We start from the raw sequence: 17,817 nt of genomic DNA on the forward strand, positions 1-17,817 counted from the left end.
GCGGAGGCTCGAGCCTGAAACGGGTGGTTTTCGACGGCTGAAACGGCAGGCGCCGCCCGCCGCCCGCGTGAACGGTGCGACCGGCGCCACACGAATCAGCGCTTCACTGGATCTGGGGGATGGGTGGGGCCTGGTCGTCCGGCGTCACGCACGCCGAGAGATCGAACAGCATGAACATGAGCACTTTCTCCTGCGGAGACAGCTCCTGGGTGATGCAGCCGCTCGGGAAGGGATGGCCGATGTAGTCCCCCGAGGAGACGTGGATGTCCGTGTACACCACGCGACCGCACTGGTTCTCGGGGGCCATGGGAGAGCCATCCGGCTGCGTGAGGGGCGTGTTGAAGGTGAAGTACTGCACGCCAGCCGGCTCAGGGGCCTCGCTGAACGTCCAGCGGGTCGTCAGCTCCTCGTTCACTGCGCTGATGGTGTGCTGCGGATCTCGGATCTGCAGCTCGCCTGGCGTGTCCGACGCATCGACGCTCATCAGCCACTCCGAGAGAGCCTGCCCCTTGGGGAACGACATGTCGACGTGGCTGGTGAACGGCTCCCCTGGGTCGAGCTGGAAATCCCAGGTCGCCGTGCGCGGCCACGGATCGGGCCCCAGCTGGAGCCAGATGTTGTGCCAGTGCGAGGCAAACACGCGGCCTCCGGCAGCGGTGTAGTCCATCAACGCGCGCCGCGCGCTCTCGGGCTTGGTCTGCGCATACTGCGCTCCCTCGCAGGAGAGGATGGCCACGTCGTAGCGCATGAGGCCATCCAGCGTGTTCCAGAGGTTGGTTGCGGGCGTGAGCTCTTCACCTCCATGCAGGCCGTCGGCGAAGCGCTCCGTCCCGAGGACGCCCGTGAAGAGGTGCACCCGCCCCGCGCCGCCCTCGCTGGTGAACTCTTCGTCATCGATGCCCATCTTGCGGACGAGGCACTCCAGAGCGTCGGCGCCGCCCGTGGTCAGCGCGATGAGCGGGATGTTCCCTTCGCTCTGGTTGCGCGGGAGGTGAAGGTCGCCGTCCACCATCGGAGTGTCCACGCACGCGGCGACGGCCGGCAGAACGAACTCGCGCCGCCACTTGCCCACCTGGATGACCAGCGGGATGTTCTCGCCGACCGGAACGTCCTCCAGCACGAAGCGCCCATCCGTGCCCGTCAACGCTGCGGCCACGGGCTTGCCCGAGAGGTTCGCCGCGCACGTGTCGCAGCTCGCGCCGTCCTCGATGGGAGCGAGCGGCGCGTTCGGCACGTAGACGGTGACGTTGTAGAGCGGCACGCGCCCCGCTGGCTCGTAGACGACGCCGCTCACCGTGGTCTTCGCGCCACCCGAACACTGCACCACCTGGCACTCCAGGTTGTGGCAAGGACCAGCCCCCCCGTTGCCGCCCACCCCCATGGGGAAGAGCTGGCCACCATCACCAGCACCCCCCTGCCCAGAATTTCCGCCCACGCCCTCCGTGGTTCCAGTCTGGGACATCTCCGAGCATCCCCAGCCTGGCACCACGGCCGGCACTGCGGCAGCGGCCACGATCAAGCCCGCCCGCAAGGACCACGTCTTCATGGATGACCTCCGTACTCCTGGGACGGCGCAATGCAGCACCGCCCGAAGGCGTCACCCACCTCAGGGTACGTCAGGCCAGCCAACTCGCAAACGAGTGGCTTGCTGGACGGAATCGCTACGGGTCGGTGTCGGATGCAGCCTGAGAGGGGGGCGGCGCAACGACCGGCCGCTCTTCCAGCTCCACCTGGAACACACACGCCTTGCGGAGGAAGATCTTGTGCGTCAGCTGGTTCTTCACCACGCACGTGGGGACCGTACCGCCGACCGGATCACCCTCCTTTGACGCGAGCTGGATCTGTCCCCCGGGCAGCATGGTCGCCGTGAAGTGCGCGGCGCCGCCAGGGATCTGAGTGCAGGGCTCGACGAGCTTTCGAATCGCGTTCTCGGCCGCGCGCGCGTTGTACTGCGTGACCTGAGGGCAGGACGTCGCCACCACCGATGCGCTGACCAGCGCGAGCGGAGGCGCCGTGGGCTCAGGAGGCTTCGGTGGCTCGGCCGGCTTGGCCTTCTTGCACGATGCCAGCATCAGCAAGAGCGCCGCGAAGGCCATCGATCTGCGCGTCATGGTCTCCTTGTACCATAGCCACTGACGCCGATGGCTCGGCTCACACGCCGATCTTCTTCAACTTCCGCTGGAGAGTCCTGCGATCGATCCCCAGCAGACGCGCCGCACTCGCGACAACACCCCCAGATTGTTTCAACGCTGCCCTGATCGTTTCGCGCTCCATCTCATCCAGATTCAAGCTCGCAGACTGCTGAGAAGTCGGCCCCGACGCGCTCGATCGAGGCCGCTCTCGCAGCGCAGTCGCCTCACGCAGCAGTCGGTCTGCATCGACGGGCTTGGTGAGCAGCGTGTCCGCACCCTCTCGCACCGCAGCCACCGCAAGTGGGATGTCACCGTACCCGGTGAGCATCACGATCACTGCGTCCGGCTGGATCTGTCGAAGCCGCGCCAGCGCGCTCAGCCCGTCACCACGAGGCATGCGGTAATCGATGACGACGAGGTCTGCCGGCTCGTACTCCAGCGCAAGGATCCCCTCGTCGACGGTCGCCGCCGTCCGCGCCAGCACGCCACGCCGTCGAAGCGCGCCTTGCAGCGTCATCCGGAATGCATCGTCGTCGTCCACCACCAGCGCTGTCGCGATCCGCTGCGCCATGACTATCCCTCGTCCTCCTCCTCGTCCCGCCCGCTCACGTGAACCTCGCCCAGGCTCGGCCCTCGCCGCAAGGAAAGCGTCACCTTCGCGCCGCCTTGCTCGGTGCTCTCGGCACGCAGCACCGCGTGCATGCGGGCCGCCATGAGCGTGCTGATGTACAGGCCGAGCCCCATGCCGCCGCGCGACTCCTTCGTCGTCTGGAAGGGCTCCCCGAGCCGGTGCTCGATGGCGGCGCTGAAGCCCGGCCCGCTGTCGGCGATCGCAATCTCCACTTCGTCTCCTCGGTCCTGCACCTGCACCGAGATGCGGCGCGGCGCGTCGGACCCACTGTCGCGTGCGTCGCTATCGGACCTGCCGTCGAGCTCGGACTCCGCGGTCATCGCCTCGACCGCGTTGGTGAGCACGTTGACGAGGATCTGACGCAGCGCGGAGCGCAGAACGCGCGCATGCACCGGGCGCGGCCCTTCGAACGAGAGCGACCCACGCCACCCCAGGCGCGATAGCTCCGTGCGCGACACCTCCTCGACGAAAGACGTCAGCTCCACCGGCTCGAGGTGCTGATCGGCCCGGATCTGTCCGCGCACCAGGCTGATGATCTCGCTGGCGCGCTGCGCCTCTCCGGCCACGGTCTCGGCAAGCCGGGACGCTTCCTCGGAGCCAGCCTCGCGCGCCACGTCCACGAGATCACGGCTGGCGAGGAGGATCGTGGCCAGCGGCGTGCTCAGCTCGTGGGAGATGCCGCCCACCATCCGGCCCACCATCGCCTGACGCTCGTTCCGTACGCTCTGCTCGCGCAGCTCTTCGAGGCGACTGCCGTAGACCACGACGAAGAAGCCGAGGAACAGGACGAGGGCGGAGAGCGCGAAGAGATCGGCCAGCGACTGGAGCAGCGCTTCGCCGAGAGGCGCCGAGGCCAAGGGCAAGGGAGGTGCGGGCAGCAAGGCCGCGATCGCACACAGGGTCGCTACGCCGACCACGATGGTCGTCCTGCGGCTGCACAGCAGCCCGGAGAGCGCCATCTGGAAGGTCAGGAAGCTGGCGAAAGGATTATGGATGCCCCCGGAGAACCAGAGCATCCAGGTCAAGGCCACCACGTCGCCCATGATCTGGAGGTGCGTCAGGTCCCGCGGATCATCGCCGGCCGCCCGGGTGTCGACCGCTCTCCGCCCCAGCCAGGTCCACACCAGGTTCATCACGGCGATCCCGGTGATGCCGCCGAGCAAGGGGACGGTATCGAGGGCGGGGACGAGCGCGTTGGCCGCCGCCGTCGTGATCAGCATGCCCGCAATGGCGGCCCACCGGAGCTGGACGAGCCAGCGGTCGGCCGTCTCGTCCGAGGACGGCAGCGGCCCGGTGAGCAGCACGGCCAGGCGTCGCCGGCGAGGCGAGACCATGGCGGTACCGACCGCGGGGGAATCCATCGTCCAGCTTGGTGGGTGGGTCTGCATCCGGTGGGCTCCGGGAGGAAGGCGACAGGGGAGGTGCCGAGGCCTGGCAGGGACAAGTACCGCCGGCACGTCGCCTGCGCACGGGGAAAACCGTGGGCTTGCCCCCAGATGCGAAAAGGCGCCACCCCGGAGGATGGCGCCTTGCGCAACCGCTGAGCTGCGGTGACCTGGTTACTCGGCCGGCGGTGCCTGCAAGCCGAACGGGTCCTTCACGTCGGCCGGTCGGTCATGTTCGACCGGCTCGGCCCGACCCCGGTTCCCCGTGTCGGCCATCGTGAAGCCGATGAAGATCCCCAGGAAGATGATGGAGGACACCAGGATGATCGAGTTGAAGCGCTCGTCCCAGAGGAGGTGCATGAACAGCAGCGCCACCATGCTGGCCTTGCAGGTCGCGATGAGCATCGCGATCCACAAGTTGAAGTCACCGAAATCGATGTAGCTCGCGCCAACCGTGATCACGGTGAACACCAGGAGGGCGAGCCACGTCCCGATGTACATCTTCAGCGGGATCACGTGGGGCACGTGGTCGGGCCCACCGTGAGCGTGGTCGTGGGCGTGAGAATCTGCGTTCGTCGACATCGTACGTCTCCGTCAGCCCACCAAGTAGAGAAGCGGGAACAGGTAGATCCAGATCAGATCGACCAAGTGCCAGTAGAGCCCCACGCCCTCGACGGGCGCGTAGTACCGGCTCGAGAACTCACCCTTGAGGTTGCGCAGGAGGACCCAGGTGATGAGCCCCATCCCGATCACGACGTGAAGACCGTGGATGCCGGTCATCATGAAGTAGATCGCAAAGAAGATTCCCGCCTCCCGAGGCTCCTGGAACCCGGTGGCCGCGAAGTGCTTCCCGGGGAGCAGGCCGTCGTGGAACTTGTGCGCGTACTCGAAGTACTTGATCACGAGGAAGGTCGCGGCGAACGCCAGCGTCAGACCCAGCAGAATGGTCACCCACTTCTTGCTGGTCATCTGAGCCGCACGCACCGCGAGGGCCATCGTCAAGCTGGAGCAAATCAGGACGATGGTGTTGATGCCACCCATCACCCGATCGAGGTGATGATGCGCCTCGACGAACCCACCGAGATACCAGTTACGGAAGATGGCGAACGCGCAGAACATCCCTCCGAAGAGGAGGATCTCCGTCACCAGGAACAACCAGATGCCCATCTTGTTGGAGCTGAACTGGTGGTCCGCGCTGGCGAAGTGATGCGCGACGTGGAAGTTCGGGGACTTCTCCACGGCCTCACCGTGCGTCGGGGCTGTGGTGCTCATGTGTGATCCTTCTGGCCCTGCGCCAGCGCATAGTCGTACGCGCCATGCGTCACGGTCGGGGTGTCCTTGAAGTTCTCGGTGATCGGCGGCGAAGCCGTCTGCCACTCCAGGCTCAGGCCGCCCCAGGGGTTCGCGGGCGCCTTCTTGCCGTTCTTCAGCGAGGCGAGCAGCGCGCCGATGCCGATGGCGAAGCCGAGACCCAGCACCCAGGAGCCGACCGTCGAGAAGGCGTGCAGCGGCTGGAACTGGTCGAGGTAGTTGTAATAACGGCGCGGCATGCCCCGGCTACCCAGGAAGAACTGGGTGAAGAAGGTCATGTTGAAGCCGATGAACACCAGGACGGCGCTCAGCGCTCCCACCTTCTCCGAGTACATCTTGCCCGTCATCTTGGGCCACCAGTGGAAGAGCCCACCGAAGAACGCGACCGCCGTGCCGCCCACCATCACGTAGTGGAAGTGAGCCACGACGAAGTACGTGTCGTGCAGGTGGAGGTCGACGCCCAGCATGCCGAGGAACACGCCGGTCAGGCCGCCGATCGTGAACAGGATCAGGAAGGCCAGCGCGTAGAGCATCGGCGTGTCGAGCTTGATCGACCCGCGCCAGAGCGTGGAGGTCCAGTTGAAGACCTTGATGCCGCTGGGGATGGCCACGAGGAAGGTGAGGAACGAGAAGATCGTCCCCGCCAGCTCGCTCTGGCCCGACACGAACATGTGGTGACCCCACACGAGGAAGCCGACCAGCGCGATGGCGACGCTGGAGAACGCGATCGCCTTGTAGCCGAAGACCTTGCGCCGGGAGTGGACCGCGATGAGCTCGCTGATCACGCCGAAGCCCGGGAGGATCATGATGTAGACGGCCGGGTGGCTGTAGAACCAGAAGAAGTGCTGGTACAGGACCGGATCACCGCCGAGGGCGGGATCGAAGATGCCGATCGAGAAGGCGCGCTCGAAGATGAGAAGCACCAGCGTGATCCCGAGGACCGGCGTCGCGACGACCTGCACCAGGCTGGTCGCGTAGAGCGCCCAGCAGAGGAGCGGCATCCGGTACCAGCTCATGCCTGGTGCCCGGAGCTTGTGCATCGTGACGATGAAGTTCAGCCCCGTCAGGATGCTCGAGAAGCCCATGATGAAGGCTCCGAGCGTCACGTTGATGACCGCCGTGGTCGACACCCGGCTCGAGTAGGGCACGTAGAACGTCCACCCCGTGTCGATGCCGCCGATGACCAGAGACGAGAGCGTGATCAGCGCTCCGATCCAGAAGACGTAGAGACTGAGCAGGTTCAGCTTCGGGAAGGCGACGTCCTTCGCTCCGATCATGATCGGGAGCAAGAAGTTGCCGAGCGAAGCCGGGATCGACGGGATGATGAACAAGAACACCATCACCGCTCCGTGGAGCGTGTACGCCTGGTTGTACCCAGCCGCACTCATGATGGTTCGATCCGGCGTGAGCAGCTCCAGCCGCACCGCCAGCGCGAAGAGCCCGCCCACAAGGAACGCGAGCACGACGCTGGCCAGATACATCAGACCGATCCGCTTGTGATCGATCGTGATGAGCCAGGACATGATCCCGCTCTTCGCACGGATGTAGTCAACGCCATCGCCTGAGTCGGGCGCTGAAACGACGTGATCAACAGTAGCTGTCTGCGACATACCGCACCCTCACCAGGTTACTTCACGGTCTTGAGGTAGGCGATCAGCGCGTCGATCTCGCGATCTTTGAGGAGACCGCGATAGGTGGGCATGACGGCCGGGAAGCCCTTCACCACCTTCGCCTGGGGATTCAAGATGCTCTCGCGAATGTAGTTCTCGTCGACGGTGACCTTCGTCCCGTCGGACATTTCTTCGTTGCGGCCGAAAAGGCCCTTGAACGTCGGCCCCTGCATCGGCGTGCCATCCACCGAGTGGCAGGTGGCGCAGCTCTTCTTGGCGAACAGGAGCTTGCCCAGTTCCTCCGGGGGAAGGTCGCTCGGGCCCGACTGCTGCTCGATCCACTTCTCGAAGTCCGACTCCTCCAGCACCTTCACGGTCGCGAGCATATCGGAGTGCCCGCTACCGCAGAACTCGGTGCAGAGCAGCGCCGTATCGCCCGTCTCCGTCGCCGTGAACCAGACCGTGGTGTACAGCCCGGGGACCGCGTCCTGCTTCACGCGGAACTCGGGGATGAACAGGCTGTGAACCACGTCCTTCGAGCTCATGATGAGCTTCACGGGGCGGCCCTTGGGAACGGCCATCTCGTTCACGACGGCGGTCCCGTCGGGATAGATGAACGTCCACAGGTACATCTCCCCCGTGACCTTGATCTCGTAGGACTCCGCGGGCGCGACCGAGGCGTAGACGTAGGTACGCAGTCCCACGAAGAAGAGCCAGATGAGGATGATCAGCGGGATCACTGACCAGGCCACCTCCAGCGTCGTGTTGTGCGCAATGGGGCTCGTCTTGTCGTTCTCCGTGCGCCGGCGGTACCTCGCGACGAGGTAGATCGTCGCGCCGGTGACCAGGATGAAGAAGAAGACGCCGGTCCAGAGGGCCGCGTTGAAGCCGAAGTCGACCTTCTCGGCCAGAGTCGAGCTCTGCCGGGGGAGCCAGAAAGAGTCGATGTTGATGTGGGGTTTGTTCATGATGCCTCGCGAATCCCCGAGCGCTCCCTACGCCAGAAGCGGAGGAGCAGCCCCCCAAGCAGGAGCACTGTCACGGCCCCCCCGGCTCTCATCAGGCGCCAGGTCGCCACGACGTAGCCCCCTTCCTTGGGGTCATAGTGAAAGCAAAACAGAATCACACGATCCAGGGTCGTCCCGATCGTGCCTTGCCCGGCCTCGACGAGCGCCAAGCGGAGCGTGCTCTCCGGGAACGCGACGCCGTACAGCGTCCTGGAGAGCTTTCCTTCGGGTGTGACGACGAAGGCGCCGGCGGCGTGAGCGTACTGCTCCGTCGCCTCGTCCCACCGGTAACCAAAGCCCACGGCGTCGGCCAGCCGCCGCACGTTGGCTTCGTCTCCAACTACGAAATCGAATGCGCGATCACCCACGTCACGGCCATAGGCAGACACGTAGGTCTCGCGCTTCTGCCGCGCCAGCTCCACCGTGTCCCGAGGATCGAAGCTCACCACGAGCATCCGGTACTCTTTGCCCGCAGTCCACGCCGTCTCCTTCATCGCGTTGAGAACGCCGTTCAGGACCATCGAGCACAGCATCGGACACTGGTAGTAGGCCAGCACCACGACCACCGGCTTGCCGGGTGTCAGGTAGTCGCCGAGCCTGACCTCGCGGCCGTCTTGATCACGCATCAGGACGTCCCGGGGCAGCTCGGCTCCGGGACGATCCTCGATACCGATCCCCTCCAGCTCCTTCGGGAGCGTGTTGTCCACCGGCTTTGCGGTGATCCCACGCGCCAGGGGAGAGGTCGGCTGGGCCCCTGCCCTGGCCGCAAATGCGGCGACCGCGACGACGAGCGCCAGCGCGGTGATCAGGGGAAGGAGCCGGGGGAAATGCATCAGTAGACCTCGGGCTGCTCGGCGCGGGGCGCGACAGGAGCCGACTTCTTGACGGGAGCCTTCTTCTTCGTCGTCGCAGGCTCCGGCTTCTCGGCCTCAGCGTCCTTCTTGGCCGCCTCGCCCTTGGCGTCGGCGTCCTTCTTGGCCGCTTCGTCCTTGGCCGCCTCGTCCTTGGCCGCTCCGTCCTTCTCTGCCGCGAGCTTGGCGGCGTCGTCTTTCGCTTCGCCCTCCTTGCCCTCGCCGTCCTTGGCCGCCTCGTCCTCTTTCGCCGCGTCGCCCTGGGCGAGCGCCGTGTCGGTCTCGGGCGGCGGCACGGGGCGAGCAGCCGCCTCCCGGTAGCTCTGGAGCGTCAGCTCCATCGCGCGCGGCAGGGGGATGCGCACCACGCCATCCTTCTGGTTCACCCACTGGTAGCGCGTGAGCTTGGCCTCTTCGCTGGCCCGGAGCTCGCGCAGCGCGCTGTTCGTGGGATCGAGCACCTTCGCCTGGATCTCGTTCGTGAACTCGACCACGAACAGCTCGTAGACGGCAGCGACGATCAGCACGAGGGCGACCATCAGCCCCGCGATGTAGATCGCGATGAGCCCGTTCTTGGGACGATCCGCCTCGACCGAGACCAGATCGTGTTGCTCTGCGTGTGCCGCTTCGCTCATGGTCCGATCCTCACAGGTTCTCGACCGCTGCCGCCTCGGCGAGGCGCGGGTCTTTCAGCGGGTAGAGGTGGCCGCGCGTCGCCCGCAGAGCGATGAGCAGTGCACCGACACCGACGGGCGCCAGAAGGCCCGCCAGATCGATCCAGCTGAAGTGCGCCCCGTGGTGGTCCAGGGTCGGCATCACCAGCCAGTAGAGATCCACGTAGTGCATCACCAGCATCCAGACTGACGCCCCGGCCAGCACCGTAAAGTGCCTCTTGGCGTGGCGCGACAGCAGAACGAGGAACGGCAACACGAAGTGGCCGATGAGCAGCGTCATGCTCACCACCTTCCAGGATCCCTCCCAGCGGTGTTTGTAGAACAGCGTCTCCTCGGGGATGTTGGCGTACCAGATCAGGATGAACTGGGAGAACCCGATATAGGCCCAGAACACGATGAATCCGAAGAGCAGCTTGCCGATGTCATGGCGGTGCTCGACGTTGCTCACCTTCTGGAGAAGGCCCTCTTGCTGGAGCTTGATGTTCACCAGCGCCAGCACCGACAGCGAGCTGACCGCTGCGCCCGCGAACACGTACACGCCGAAGATCGTCGAGTACCAGTGCGGATCGAGGCTCATCAGCCAGTCGAAGCCCGCGAAGGTGATGCTCAGACCGAACAGGAGCACCGCGGGGGGCGCCATGTTCTGCATCTTCACCGTGAGCTTCTGGTTGCCGGTCTCGTCCTGCTCCGCGGAGCGCGCCGCGAACCACAGCGCGAGGCCGATCCAGATGGCGAAGTAGATCGCGGCCCGGATGTAGAAGAACGACGGGTTCAGATACCCCGCCTTCTTCTGCAGGATCTCGTCGTGCGCCGCCTCCGGCCCCATCCAGTGGTGCCAGATGTCGTGCGCAAACAGCACGATGGGGAGAAAGAGCGCCGCGCACGCGGGAAGCGCGCCGGAGATCCACTCCATGTGCCGCCGTGGTGCGACCGACCAGCCTGCCTTCGTCAGGTGCTGGATGATCACGAAGAACAGCCCGCCGAGGGCGATCGTCGTGAGCCAGAGGAAGCCGGTCAGGTACGAGAACGCGAAGCGGTGCGCGTCGGTGAAGTAGCCCGCAGCCCCGAGGACCACGCCGACCACGGCGAGGCCGATGGCCGCGTTCATCACCTTTTTCGCCCCCTCTTCGGAGAGCTTGATCGCGTCCACCTTGGCGGGGACGCCGTGTGCCTTGGCCATTACTTGGCCTCCTTCGGAGCCGCCTCGGCGGCGGGTTGCTCTTCGGGCAGGATGTTGCCCCGCTCTGCGGCGGGCACGTCCTCCAGCTTCCCGAACTGGCTGCGCTGAAGCACCCGCACCCAGGAGACGATCGCCCAGCGGTCCTCGACGGAGACCTGCTTGCGGTAGTGCGGCATGTTGCGAACGCCGTTGGTGATCACGTCGAAGATCTCGCCATCGGGCATCTCGCGAACGCGATCCGAGGCGAGGTCCACCGGCGGGGGGAAGCCCCGCTGGATCACCAGACCACGCCCACCGCCCGTCTTGTCGTGGCAGGGGGTGCAGTAGATGTTGAACCGCTCCTCGCCGCGCTTCATGAAGGCTTGATCCACGGCCACCGGCACGTTGGGAACGTGCTTGCCGTTGAGCTTGCCCCGGTAGTAGGCGTCGTCCTCGTCCAGGTGCCCCTGGGCGACGGTGCCGGCGACCAGAGGCCGCGACCCGCGCCCATCGGCAAAGACGGTCGAAGCCTCCTGCGGCTGCACCTTGGGCTGCCAGTCCATGTCACCGAAGACGTGGATCGGCGGCTTGTCGCTGGGCTGGCCACGACAGCCGGCGAGAAGAACGAGGGTCAGAGGAATCAGGAAGCGCGTCACTGGGCCACCTCCTGCACGTCGAGCGCGCCGAGCTTCTCGAGGAGACGTCGGGTGGAACCGGCGTCGTACTTCGGATCGCGTGCTTCCACGCTGATGAAGAACGCGTCGTCGGTGGCCCGAGGGAACGCGGGATGGGTCATGGTCGGATGGGAGAAGGTCGGTAGCTTCCCGAAAGCCCACACCGCGACGAAGCAGGTGAGCGCCGAGAAGAGGATGGTCAGCTCGAAGAAGATCGGGACGAAGACCTGGTACGAGAAGGGTAGCTTGCCGCTGATGCTGAGCGGGTAGTCGTACGCCTGGGTGTACCAGGCGAGGGCGATCGCGCTCGATAGACCGGTGAAGCCGCCCAGGAGCACGAACCAAGGCAGACGAGAGGCCTTGAGCCCCATCGCCTTCTCCAGGCCGTGCACCGGGAACGGCGTGTGCGCGTCGAAGTGCACGTAACCCGCGTCCCGCAGCGACTCACAGGCGTGGAACAGGTCTGCTGGGGTGGTGAAGTACCCCATCAACCCGTAGGGCGCGCCGATGATCGCGGGGGCCGCCGGGCGCGCCTCCTCATCGTCGACGTGCTTCTCCACGCTCCGCGCAGCCGGCAGCGGAGTCGCCGCGGCTGCCACCTCCTCGACGGGAGGAGCGCTCTTCTTCTTCTTCTTACCGGCCTTGTCGTCCCCGGCGCTCTTGCCTGGGCCTGCGTTGGCCTTCTTGCCCTTGGCCACAGCGTCCTCCTCGGCGGCCTCGGCCTCCTTTCGGGCGGCTTCGGCTTTCTCTTTTGCGGCGAGCTCCTCCTCGATCGCCTCGTCCGCCTTGCGCTCGGCGTCCTCCGCGCGAGCCTCGGCAGCAGCCGCCTCTTCGGGCGACGCTTCGGCCTTCTGCTCGGCCTCCGCGCGCGCCGCTGCGGCCTCTTCCTCGGCAGCGTCGGCCTTCTGCTCGGCGGCCTCGGCCTCCTTCGCAGCGACCTCGGCCTCCTTCTCGGCGACCTCCGCCTTCTGCTCGGCGGCGTCGGCGCCCTTCTCGGCCTTCACGGCCTCGTCAGCGCCCACGTCGCCCTGCTCCGGCTTGTCGGTCTCCCGCTCACTCATGGTGCCCCTCCGCAGCCTTCTCCCCGTGGCCGTGTGCGCCGTGGGGATCGGCAGCCTTGAGCACGCCCTTCACCTCACCGATCGCGATGACCGGCAGGAAGCGGCAGAACAGCAGGAACAGCGTCAGGAACAGACCGAAGGTGCCCACGAAGGTCGACATGTCGACCAGCGTCGGCCGGTAGTAGCTCCAGCTCGACGGAATGTAGTCGCGGTGGAGGCTGGTCACGATGATGACGAAGCGCTCGAACCACATACCCACGTTCACGATGATCGAGATGACGAACATCGCCGGGATGCTGGTGCGGATCTTCTTGAACCAAAAGAGCTGCGGGAAGAGCACGTTGCAGCTGACCATGGTCCAGTAGGCCCAGGCATACGGCCCGAACACACGGTTCATGAGCGCGAAGCTCTCGAACGTGTTGCCGCTGTACCAGGCCATGAAGAACTCGATCCCGTACGCGTAACCGACCATCGTGCCGGTCGCGAGGATGATCTTGTTCATGTTCTCGAGGTGCCGCATCGTGATGAGGTGCTTCAGCCCGAGCGCGCTACGGGCCACCACCATCAGCGTGACGACCATCGCGAACCCGCTGAAGATGGCGCCTGCGACGAAGTACGGCGGGAAGATCGTCGTGTGCCAGCCCGGGATGATCGAGACGGCGAAGTCGAACGACACGATCGTGTGCACGCTGAGCACCAGCGGCGTGCTCAGACCGGCGAAGATCTGGTACGCGCGCTCGTAGTGCACCCACGCGCGGTGCGAACCGCGCCAGCCCAGCGCCAGGATCCCGTAGACGATCTGCTTCGTCTTCGTCTCGGCGCGGTCGCGCAGCGTGGCGAAGTCGGGAACGAGACCGACGTACCAGAAGAGCAGCGACACCGTCGCGTACGTGGACACCGCGAAGACGTCCCACAGAAGTGGGCTCTTCATCTGTGGCCACATGCCCATCTGGTTCGGGATGGGCAACATCCAGTACGCGAACCACACGCGGCCGACGTGGAAGGCCGGGTAGATCAGCGCCGCGAGCACGGCGAAGATCGTCATGGCCTCCGCGGCGCGGTTGATGCTCGTCCTCCACTTCTGCCGGAACAGGTAGAGGATGGCGCTGATCAGCGTGCCGGCGTGACCGATACCGATCCAGAACACGAACCCGGTGATGTCCCAGGCCCAGCCGATCGTGTTGTTCATGCCCCAGACGCCGACGCCCTGGCTGACGAGCCAGCCGAGGGAGCCGCCGAGGACCATGAGAAGGCTGAGCGCGAGCGCCAGTCCGAACGGCCAGAGGCGCGGGGTCTTCCCGAGGGAGATGCCCGCAACCCGATCGGTGATCGCCTTGAACCCGAGCCCGCCGAGGACGAGAGGGTGGCGCGCGACCGGATCGTCGGTCTTGTCGTTCACGACGTGGGTGTCGCTGGCGGGTGCTGAAGTGCTCATGCGCCCTCGAGCTCCGGGTTCTTGTTACGGATCCTGGCGAGGTAGGTGATCCGGGGTTTCACGTTGATGTCTTCGAGCATCCTGTAGCCGCGGGGGCTCGCCGCCTTTTCCGACACCGCGCTCGACGCATTGTTGAGATCACCGAAGGTGATCGCCTGCGTCGGGCACGCCGCCTCGCAGGCCGTCTTGATCTTGCCGTCTTCCACGCGCGTCTTGCCGTCGCGCTTGGCCTCGATCTTCGCGCGGTTGATGCGCTGCACGCAGAACGTGCACTTCTCCATCACGCCGCGGGACCGGACGGTCACCTCGGGGTTGAACTGGAGCTGCCGATGCTCGTCGTGGTGCTTGTTGTAGTGGAAGTAGTTGAAGCGCCGGACCTTGAACGGGCAGTTGTTGGCGCAGTACCGCGTGCCGATGCAGCGGTTGTACGCCATGTCGTTCAGGCCCTCCGGGCTGTGGGTCGTCGCCGCGACGGGGCACACCTGCTCGCAGGGCGCGTTCTCGCAGTGCTGGCACAGCATCGGCTGCGTGATGGTGTTCGGCTCCTCGGGCGAGCCGTCGTAGTAGCGGTCGATCCGCAGCCAGTGCATCTCGCGGCTGCGGGTCACGCCGTCGGCGCCCACCACCGGGATGTTGTTCTCCGACTGGCAAGCCGTCACGCAGGCGCTGCAGCCGAGGCAGGCGTTGAGGTCGATGGCCATGCCCCAGGCGTGGCCTTGATCCTCGGTCGGCGTCGTCCACAGGTTGAACAGCGGCGGCTGAATCGACTGCTTCCGCGCGAACTGCGGGTCCTTCTTGTACTCGTCGTAGTTCCCCTCGCGGGCAACCGGACGACCCTCCATCGCGAAGTGTTCCTGCGTCCGCGCGAGCTGCACGAAGTTCCCCGTGCGCTGCGCCGAGATGCCACCTGCGATGTCGAACGCCGCGCTCTGACGGAGCGGAGCGGTGTCCACGCCCGTCCCTCGCGCCACGCGGAGCGCCGCCCGGCGCCCCTGCCCGAAGGTCAGCGAGATCGAGTCGTCGGCGTGCCCTGGTCCGATCGCCACCGGGATGGTGATCGAGCCACCGGCACCGTTCAGGGAGACCACGTCGCCGTCCTTGACCCCCAGCTTGTTCGCCGTGGCGATCGACAGCACCGCTGCATTCCCCCAGGTCTGCTTGAGCATCGGGTCAGGCAGCTCCTGGAGCCAGGCGTTGTTGGCGAAGCGCCCGTCGTAAGCGTGGTCGTCGTGCCGGAAGGTGATCTCCAGGCCCTCCGCCGCGGGGGGCGTGAAGCCGTTGAGCGCCGCGAGCACGCCCTCGGTGGAGGCGATTACGTTCTCAAGGGCAGCGCTGCTCTCGGCCCACAGACCGTCGTGCAGTGCTCGCCGCCAGGACTTCTCGAACTCGGCTTCGGAGGCCGTGCCTCGCGCGTTCGCGCGCACGATGTCGTACCCGCTCCGGTTGCCGCCGAGCAAAATCTCCAGAACCTCGATCTCGCTCTTGCCATCGAAGAGAGGCGCGATCAGCGGCTGCACGACGGAGGTGATTCCGTCGAGCGTCCGCGCGTCGCCCCAGGCTTCCAGGTAATGCGCGCGGTTCAGGTGCCAGGTGGTCTTCTCGCTGGTCTCGTCGAAGACCGGGGAGAGGTGCACGCTGGTCGGCACGCTGGCAATCGCGTCGGCGAACTTCGCATCCGACGGCGCATCGAAGGCGGGGTTGCCGCCGAGGATGATCAGCGTCTCCACCTCTTTCTTCGCGATCGACTGCGCGAGCTCGGTGAGCACCGACGGCCCCTCGCGCCCGTCGTCGAACGCCGCGTAGAAGCGGACGGGCTTGCCCTCGCCCACGCTCTCGAGCGCGTTGTTGATCAGGTGAGCCACCGCGTGAACGACAGGCGGCTGCCCGCGCCCGGCCACCACTGCGACCTTGCCGCGGTTCGCGACCAGCTCCTTGGCGATGGCGGTGACGTAGCGCTTCGCCTTCTCGCTCAGGCCCTGCGCCTTCGGCTCGGCCGCCGCCGCAACGCCCGTGTCCACGCCGTTCTTCGACAGCTCCGCGGCAAGCGCGAAGGTGAACGCCGGGATCTGACGGCTCTGCAGGCGCAGCCGGTGGTCTGCCGACCCGCCCGTCGTCGAAAGGCGGCTCTCGATCGCGTAGAGCCGGTTCGGCTCGACGTTCTTGTCCACGTCGCGACCCGCGACGAAGCCACGCGCCTGACGGATCGGGCTCCCCCCATCGGAGGAGAGCAGGTCGGCGTCGAGGGCGACGATCGTCTTCGCCTTGGCGAGATCGAGCGACAGCGCCAGCGACTTGCCGAAGGCGAGCCGCTCGCCCTCGCGCACGTTGTCACTGGAGAAGGGGTCGTACCGGAGCACGCGCGCCTCGGGCAGCGCCTCCAAGAGCGCCTTGAGCTGCGCCGCGACGCTGGGCGAGCGGTGCGACTCGGTGAGCACCACCAGGCCCTTGCCCTTCTTCGCCTTGTAGCGATCGCCCTCCGCGCGGAGGAAGTCGCTCGCGTCTCCCCAGTTCTTGGTCTGACCCTTCTGGCGGGGCGCGTTCGTACGATCGGGATCGTACAGGTCGAGGATCGACGCCTGCGCCCAGACGTTCGTGCCGCCGGCGCTCTCCGCGTGCTTGGGGTTGCCCTCGATCTTCGTGGGCCGGCCCTCGTGGCTCTCGACGATCAGACCGTAGGCGTTGTCCCGGAACGGCATCGTCGTCGCGAAGAAGAGCGGGTTGCCCTCGACGACCTCCTCGGGCCGTCGGGTGTAGGGGAGGATCTTTTCCTCGGGCCTGCGGCAACCAGCGAGCGTCGCCAGGGCGACGGAGGCGCCCATGATCGTGAGGAACTGACGACGGCCTTCGCCCTCGGGCGGGAGCGCAGCGCCGGGAGGGAACTCGGCCGGCAGGCTGTGCTCGAACTCGGGGGATCCAGCTTGCTCGCCGAGGCTGCGCCACCAGCGCTTGCCGGAAGGATCAGGAGCGATCGGGAGGGGGACTCGTTTCATCGGTGGCACCCGGAGCAGTGCAGCGGAGGGTTGACGGGCCTGCCGTCGGTGGTGTGCGCAACGGGGTTGCCGTGGGGCGCCGGCCCCTGGGCCGAGGCCGAACCGTGCTGCACGCCGCCGCCAGCGAGCCCTGCGGGCGCCGCTGTGACGTGCGCGAGGGCCGGCAGGTCCATGCGCGTGATGTCCTTGGGATCGCGGAGGCTGGGCCCCGGATTGCGATGGCAGTCGAGGCACCAGCTCATCGACAGCGGCTCGACCTGCCTGACTTCAGCCATCTGGTCGACGCGGCCATGACAGCTCACGCAACCGACGCCCGCCGAGAGGTGGGCGCTGTGGTCGAAGTAGACGTAGTCAGCGAGGTTGTGGACGCGCACCCAGGGGATCGGGGTGTCGTTCGCCCAGCTCTCGCGTACGGGGAGGAGCTTCGGGCTCGTCGTCCGCACCTTCGAGTGGCAGTTCATGCACGTCTCGGTGGGTGGGATGGCAGCCTCCTCCGATCGCTCGACGGTGTTGTGGCAGTACCGGCAGTCCATCCCGAGATCACCCGCATGTAGCTTGTGCGAGTAATCGACGGGCTGGTGGGGCTGGTAGCCAACCTCGACGTGCTTGTTCGTGCCGTAATACGTGAGACCAGCGGTGACGGCCGCGCCAAGCGGCAGCACCCCGAAGGCCAGGGATAGCGGGAGGACCTTGTTGGCCCAGCGTGGGAATAGGAACCGCGCCATGGGTGGAGTGGAGCGTAGTCGGGGCTAACGCTCAGGGGCGAGTTATGGCGAGAAGTAGCCCGCGACAAGGCGTCAAAATGCCGCGGAGGTGCGGCAGGTTGCCGCGGGGTGGGGTGGGGTGCCGCTACGAGAGCAGCGGAATCCCCGCAGAACTGGCGGAAGTGAGGCCCCG

The 17,817-nt window shown here is 66.3% G+C and carries 16 protein-coding genes; all 16 read right to left on the reverse strand.

Features of this window, described 5'->3' with window-relative positions:
- Nucleotides 1-103 precede the first annotated feature (103 nt).
- The gene (locus CMC5_RS39955) at nt 104-1,546 is read right to left on the reverse strand and encodes a carboxypeptidase-like regulatory domain-containing protein (RefSeq protein ID WP_050435329.1); all 1,443 of its coding nucleotides are present in this window, start codon (nt 1,544-1,546) and stop codon (nt 104-106) included.
- Nucleotides 1,547-1,661: 115 nt separating this feature from the next.
- Entirely contained in the window at nt 1,662-2,111 is a 450-nt protein-coding gene (locus CMC5_RS39960) for a hypothetical protein (protein WP_156339235.1), read from the reverse strand.
- A 40-nt stretch (nt 2,112-2,151) separates the two neighbouring features.
- Nucleotides 2,152-2,703: a response regulator transcription factor gene (locus tag CMC5_RS39965; protein WP_050435331.1), complete on the reverse strand. Its 552-nt coding sequence runs from the start codon at nt 2,701-2,703 to the stop codon at nt 2,152-2,154.
- Nucleotides 2,704-2,705: 2 nt separating this feature from the next.
- Nucleotides 2,706-4,097 (reverse strand): sensor histidine kinase, encoded by a 1,392-nt coding sequence (locus tag CMC5_RS39970; protein ID WP_050435332.1) that lies wholly within the window; start codon nt 4,095-4,097, stop codon nt 2,706-2,708.
- 225 nt (nt 4,098-4,322) lie between these two features.
- Entirely contained in the window at nt 4,323-4,664 is a 342-nt protein-coding gene (locus CMC5_RS39975; RefSeq protein WP_245678142.1) for a cytochrome C oxidase subunit IV family protein, read from the reverse strand.
- A gap of 78 nt (nt 4,665-4,742) precedes the next feature.
- Entirely contained in the window at nt 4,743-5,387 is a 645-nt protein-coding gene (locus CMC5_RS39980) for a cytochrome c oxidase subunit 3 (protein ID WP_179955548.1), read from the reverse strand.
- A gap of 29 nt (nt 5,388-5,416) precedes the next feature.
- A complete protein-coding gene (gene ctaD / locus CMC5_RS39985; protein WP_050435335.1) occupies nt 5,417-7,069 on the reverse strand; it encodes a cytochrome c oxidase subunit I in 1,653 nt (550 codons plus the stop codon).
- Nucleotides 7,070-7,086: 17 nt separating this feature from the next.
- Nucleotides 7,087-8,037 (reverse strand): cytochrome c oxidase subunit II, encoded by a 951-nt coding sequence (gene coxB / locus CMC5_RS39990; RefSeq protein WP_063796437.1) that lies wholly within the window; start codon nt 8,035-8,037, stop codon nt 7,087-7,089.
- Nucleotides 8,034-8,909 (reverse strand): SCO family protein, encoded by an 876-nt coding sequence (locus CMC5_RS39995; protein ID WP_050435337.1) that lies wholly within the window; start codon nt 8,907-8,909, stop codon nt 8,034-8,036. Before CMC5_RS39995 ends, coxB begins: the two co-directional genes overlap by 4 nt.
- The gene (locus CMC5_RS40000) at nt 8,909-9,562 is read right to left on the reverse strand and encodes a hypothetical protein (RefSeq protein ID WP_050435338.1); all 654 of its coding nucleotides are present in this window, start codon (nt 9,560-9,562) and stop codon (nt 8,909-8,911) included. The genes CMC5_RS39995 and CMC5_RS40000 overlap by 1 nt, the downstream gene beginning before the upstream one ends.
- Nucleotides 9,563-9,572: 10 nt before the next feature.
- Nucleotides 9,573-10,781, reverse strand: coding sequence for a hypothetical protein (locus CMC5_RS40005; RefSeq protein WP_050435339.1), 1,209 nt, complete (start codon nt 10,779-10,781; stop codon nt 9,573-9,575).
- Entirely contained in the window at nt 10,781-11,416 is a 636-nt protein-coding gene (locus CMC5_RS40010; protein ID WP_063796438.1) for a c-type cytochrome, read from the reverse strand. Before CMC5_RS40010 ends, CMC5_RS40005 begins: the two co-directional genes overlap by 1 nt.
- Nucleotides 11,413-12,495 (reverse strand): DUF3341 domain-containing protein, encoded by a 1,083-nt coding sequence (locus CMC5_RS48275; RefSeq protein WP_245678144.1) that lies wholly within the window; start codon nt 12,493-12,495, stop codon nt 11,413-11,415. Before CMC5_RS48275 ends, CMC5_RS40010 begins: the two co-directional genes overlap by 4 nt.
- Nucleotides 12,488-13,930: an NrfD/PsrC family molybdoenzyme membrane anchor subunit gene (gene nrfD, locus CMC5_RS40020; protein ID WP_050435340.1), complete on the reverse strand. Its 1,443-nt coding sequence runs from the start codon at nt 13,928-13,930 to the stop codon at nt 12,488-12,490. The genes CMC5_RS48275 and nrfD overlap by 8 nt, the downstream gene beginning before the upstream one ends.
- Nucleotides 13,927-16,920, reverse strand: coding sequence for a TAT-variant-translocated molybdopterin oxidoreductase (locus tag CMC5_RS40025; protein ID WP_050436402.1), 2,994 nt, complete (start codon nt 16,918-16,920; stop codon nt 13,927-13,929). Before CMC5_RS40025 ends, nrfD begins: the two co-directional genes overlap by 4 nt.
- A complete protein-coding gene (locus tag CMC5_RS40030) occupies nt 16,917-17,645 on the reverse strand; it encodes a cytochrome c3 family protein (RefSeq protein ID WP_050435341.1) in 729 nt (242 codons plus the stop codon). Before CMC5_RS40030 ends, CMC5_RS40025 begins: the two co-directional genes overlap by 4 nt.
- Nucleotides 17,646-17,817 lie beyond the last annotated feature (172 nt).

Source organism: Chondromyces crocatus, from assembly GCF_001189295.1.
GTDB classification, from domain to species: Bacteria; Myxococcota_A; Polyangia; order Polyangiales; family Polyangiaceae; genus Chondromyces; species Chondromyces crocatus.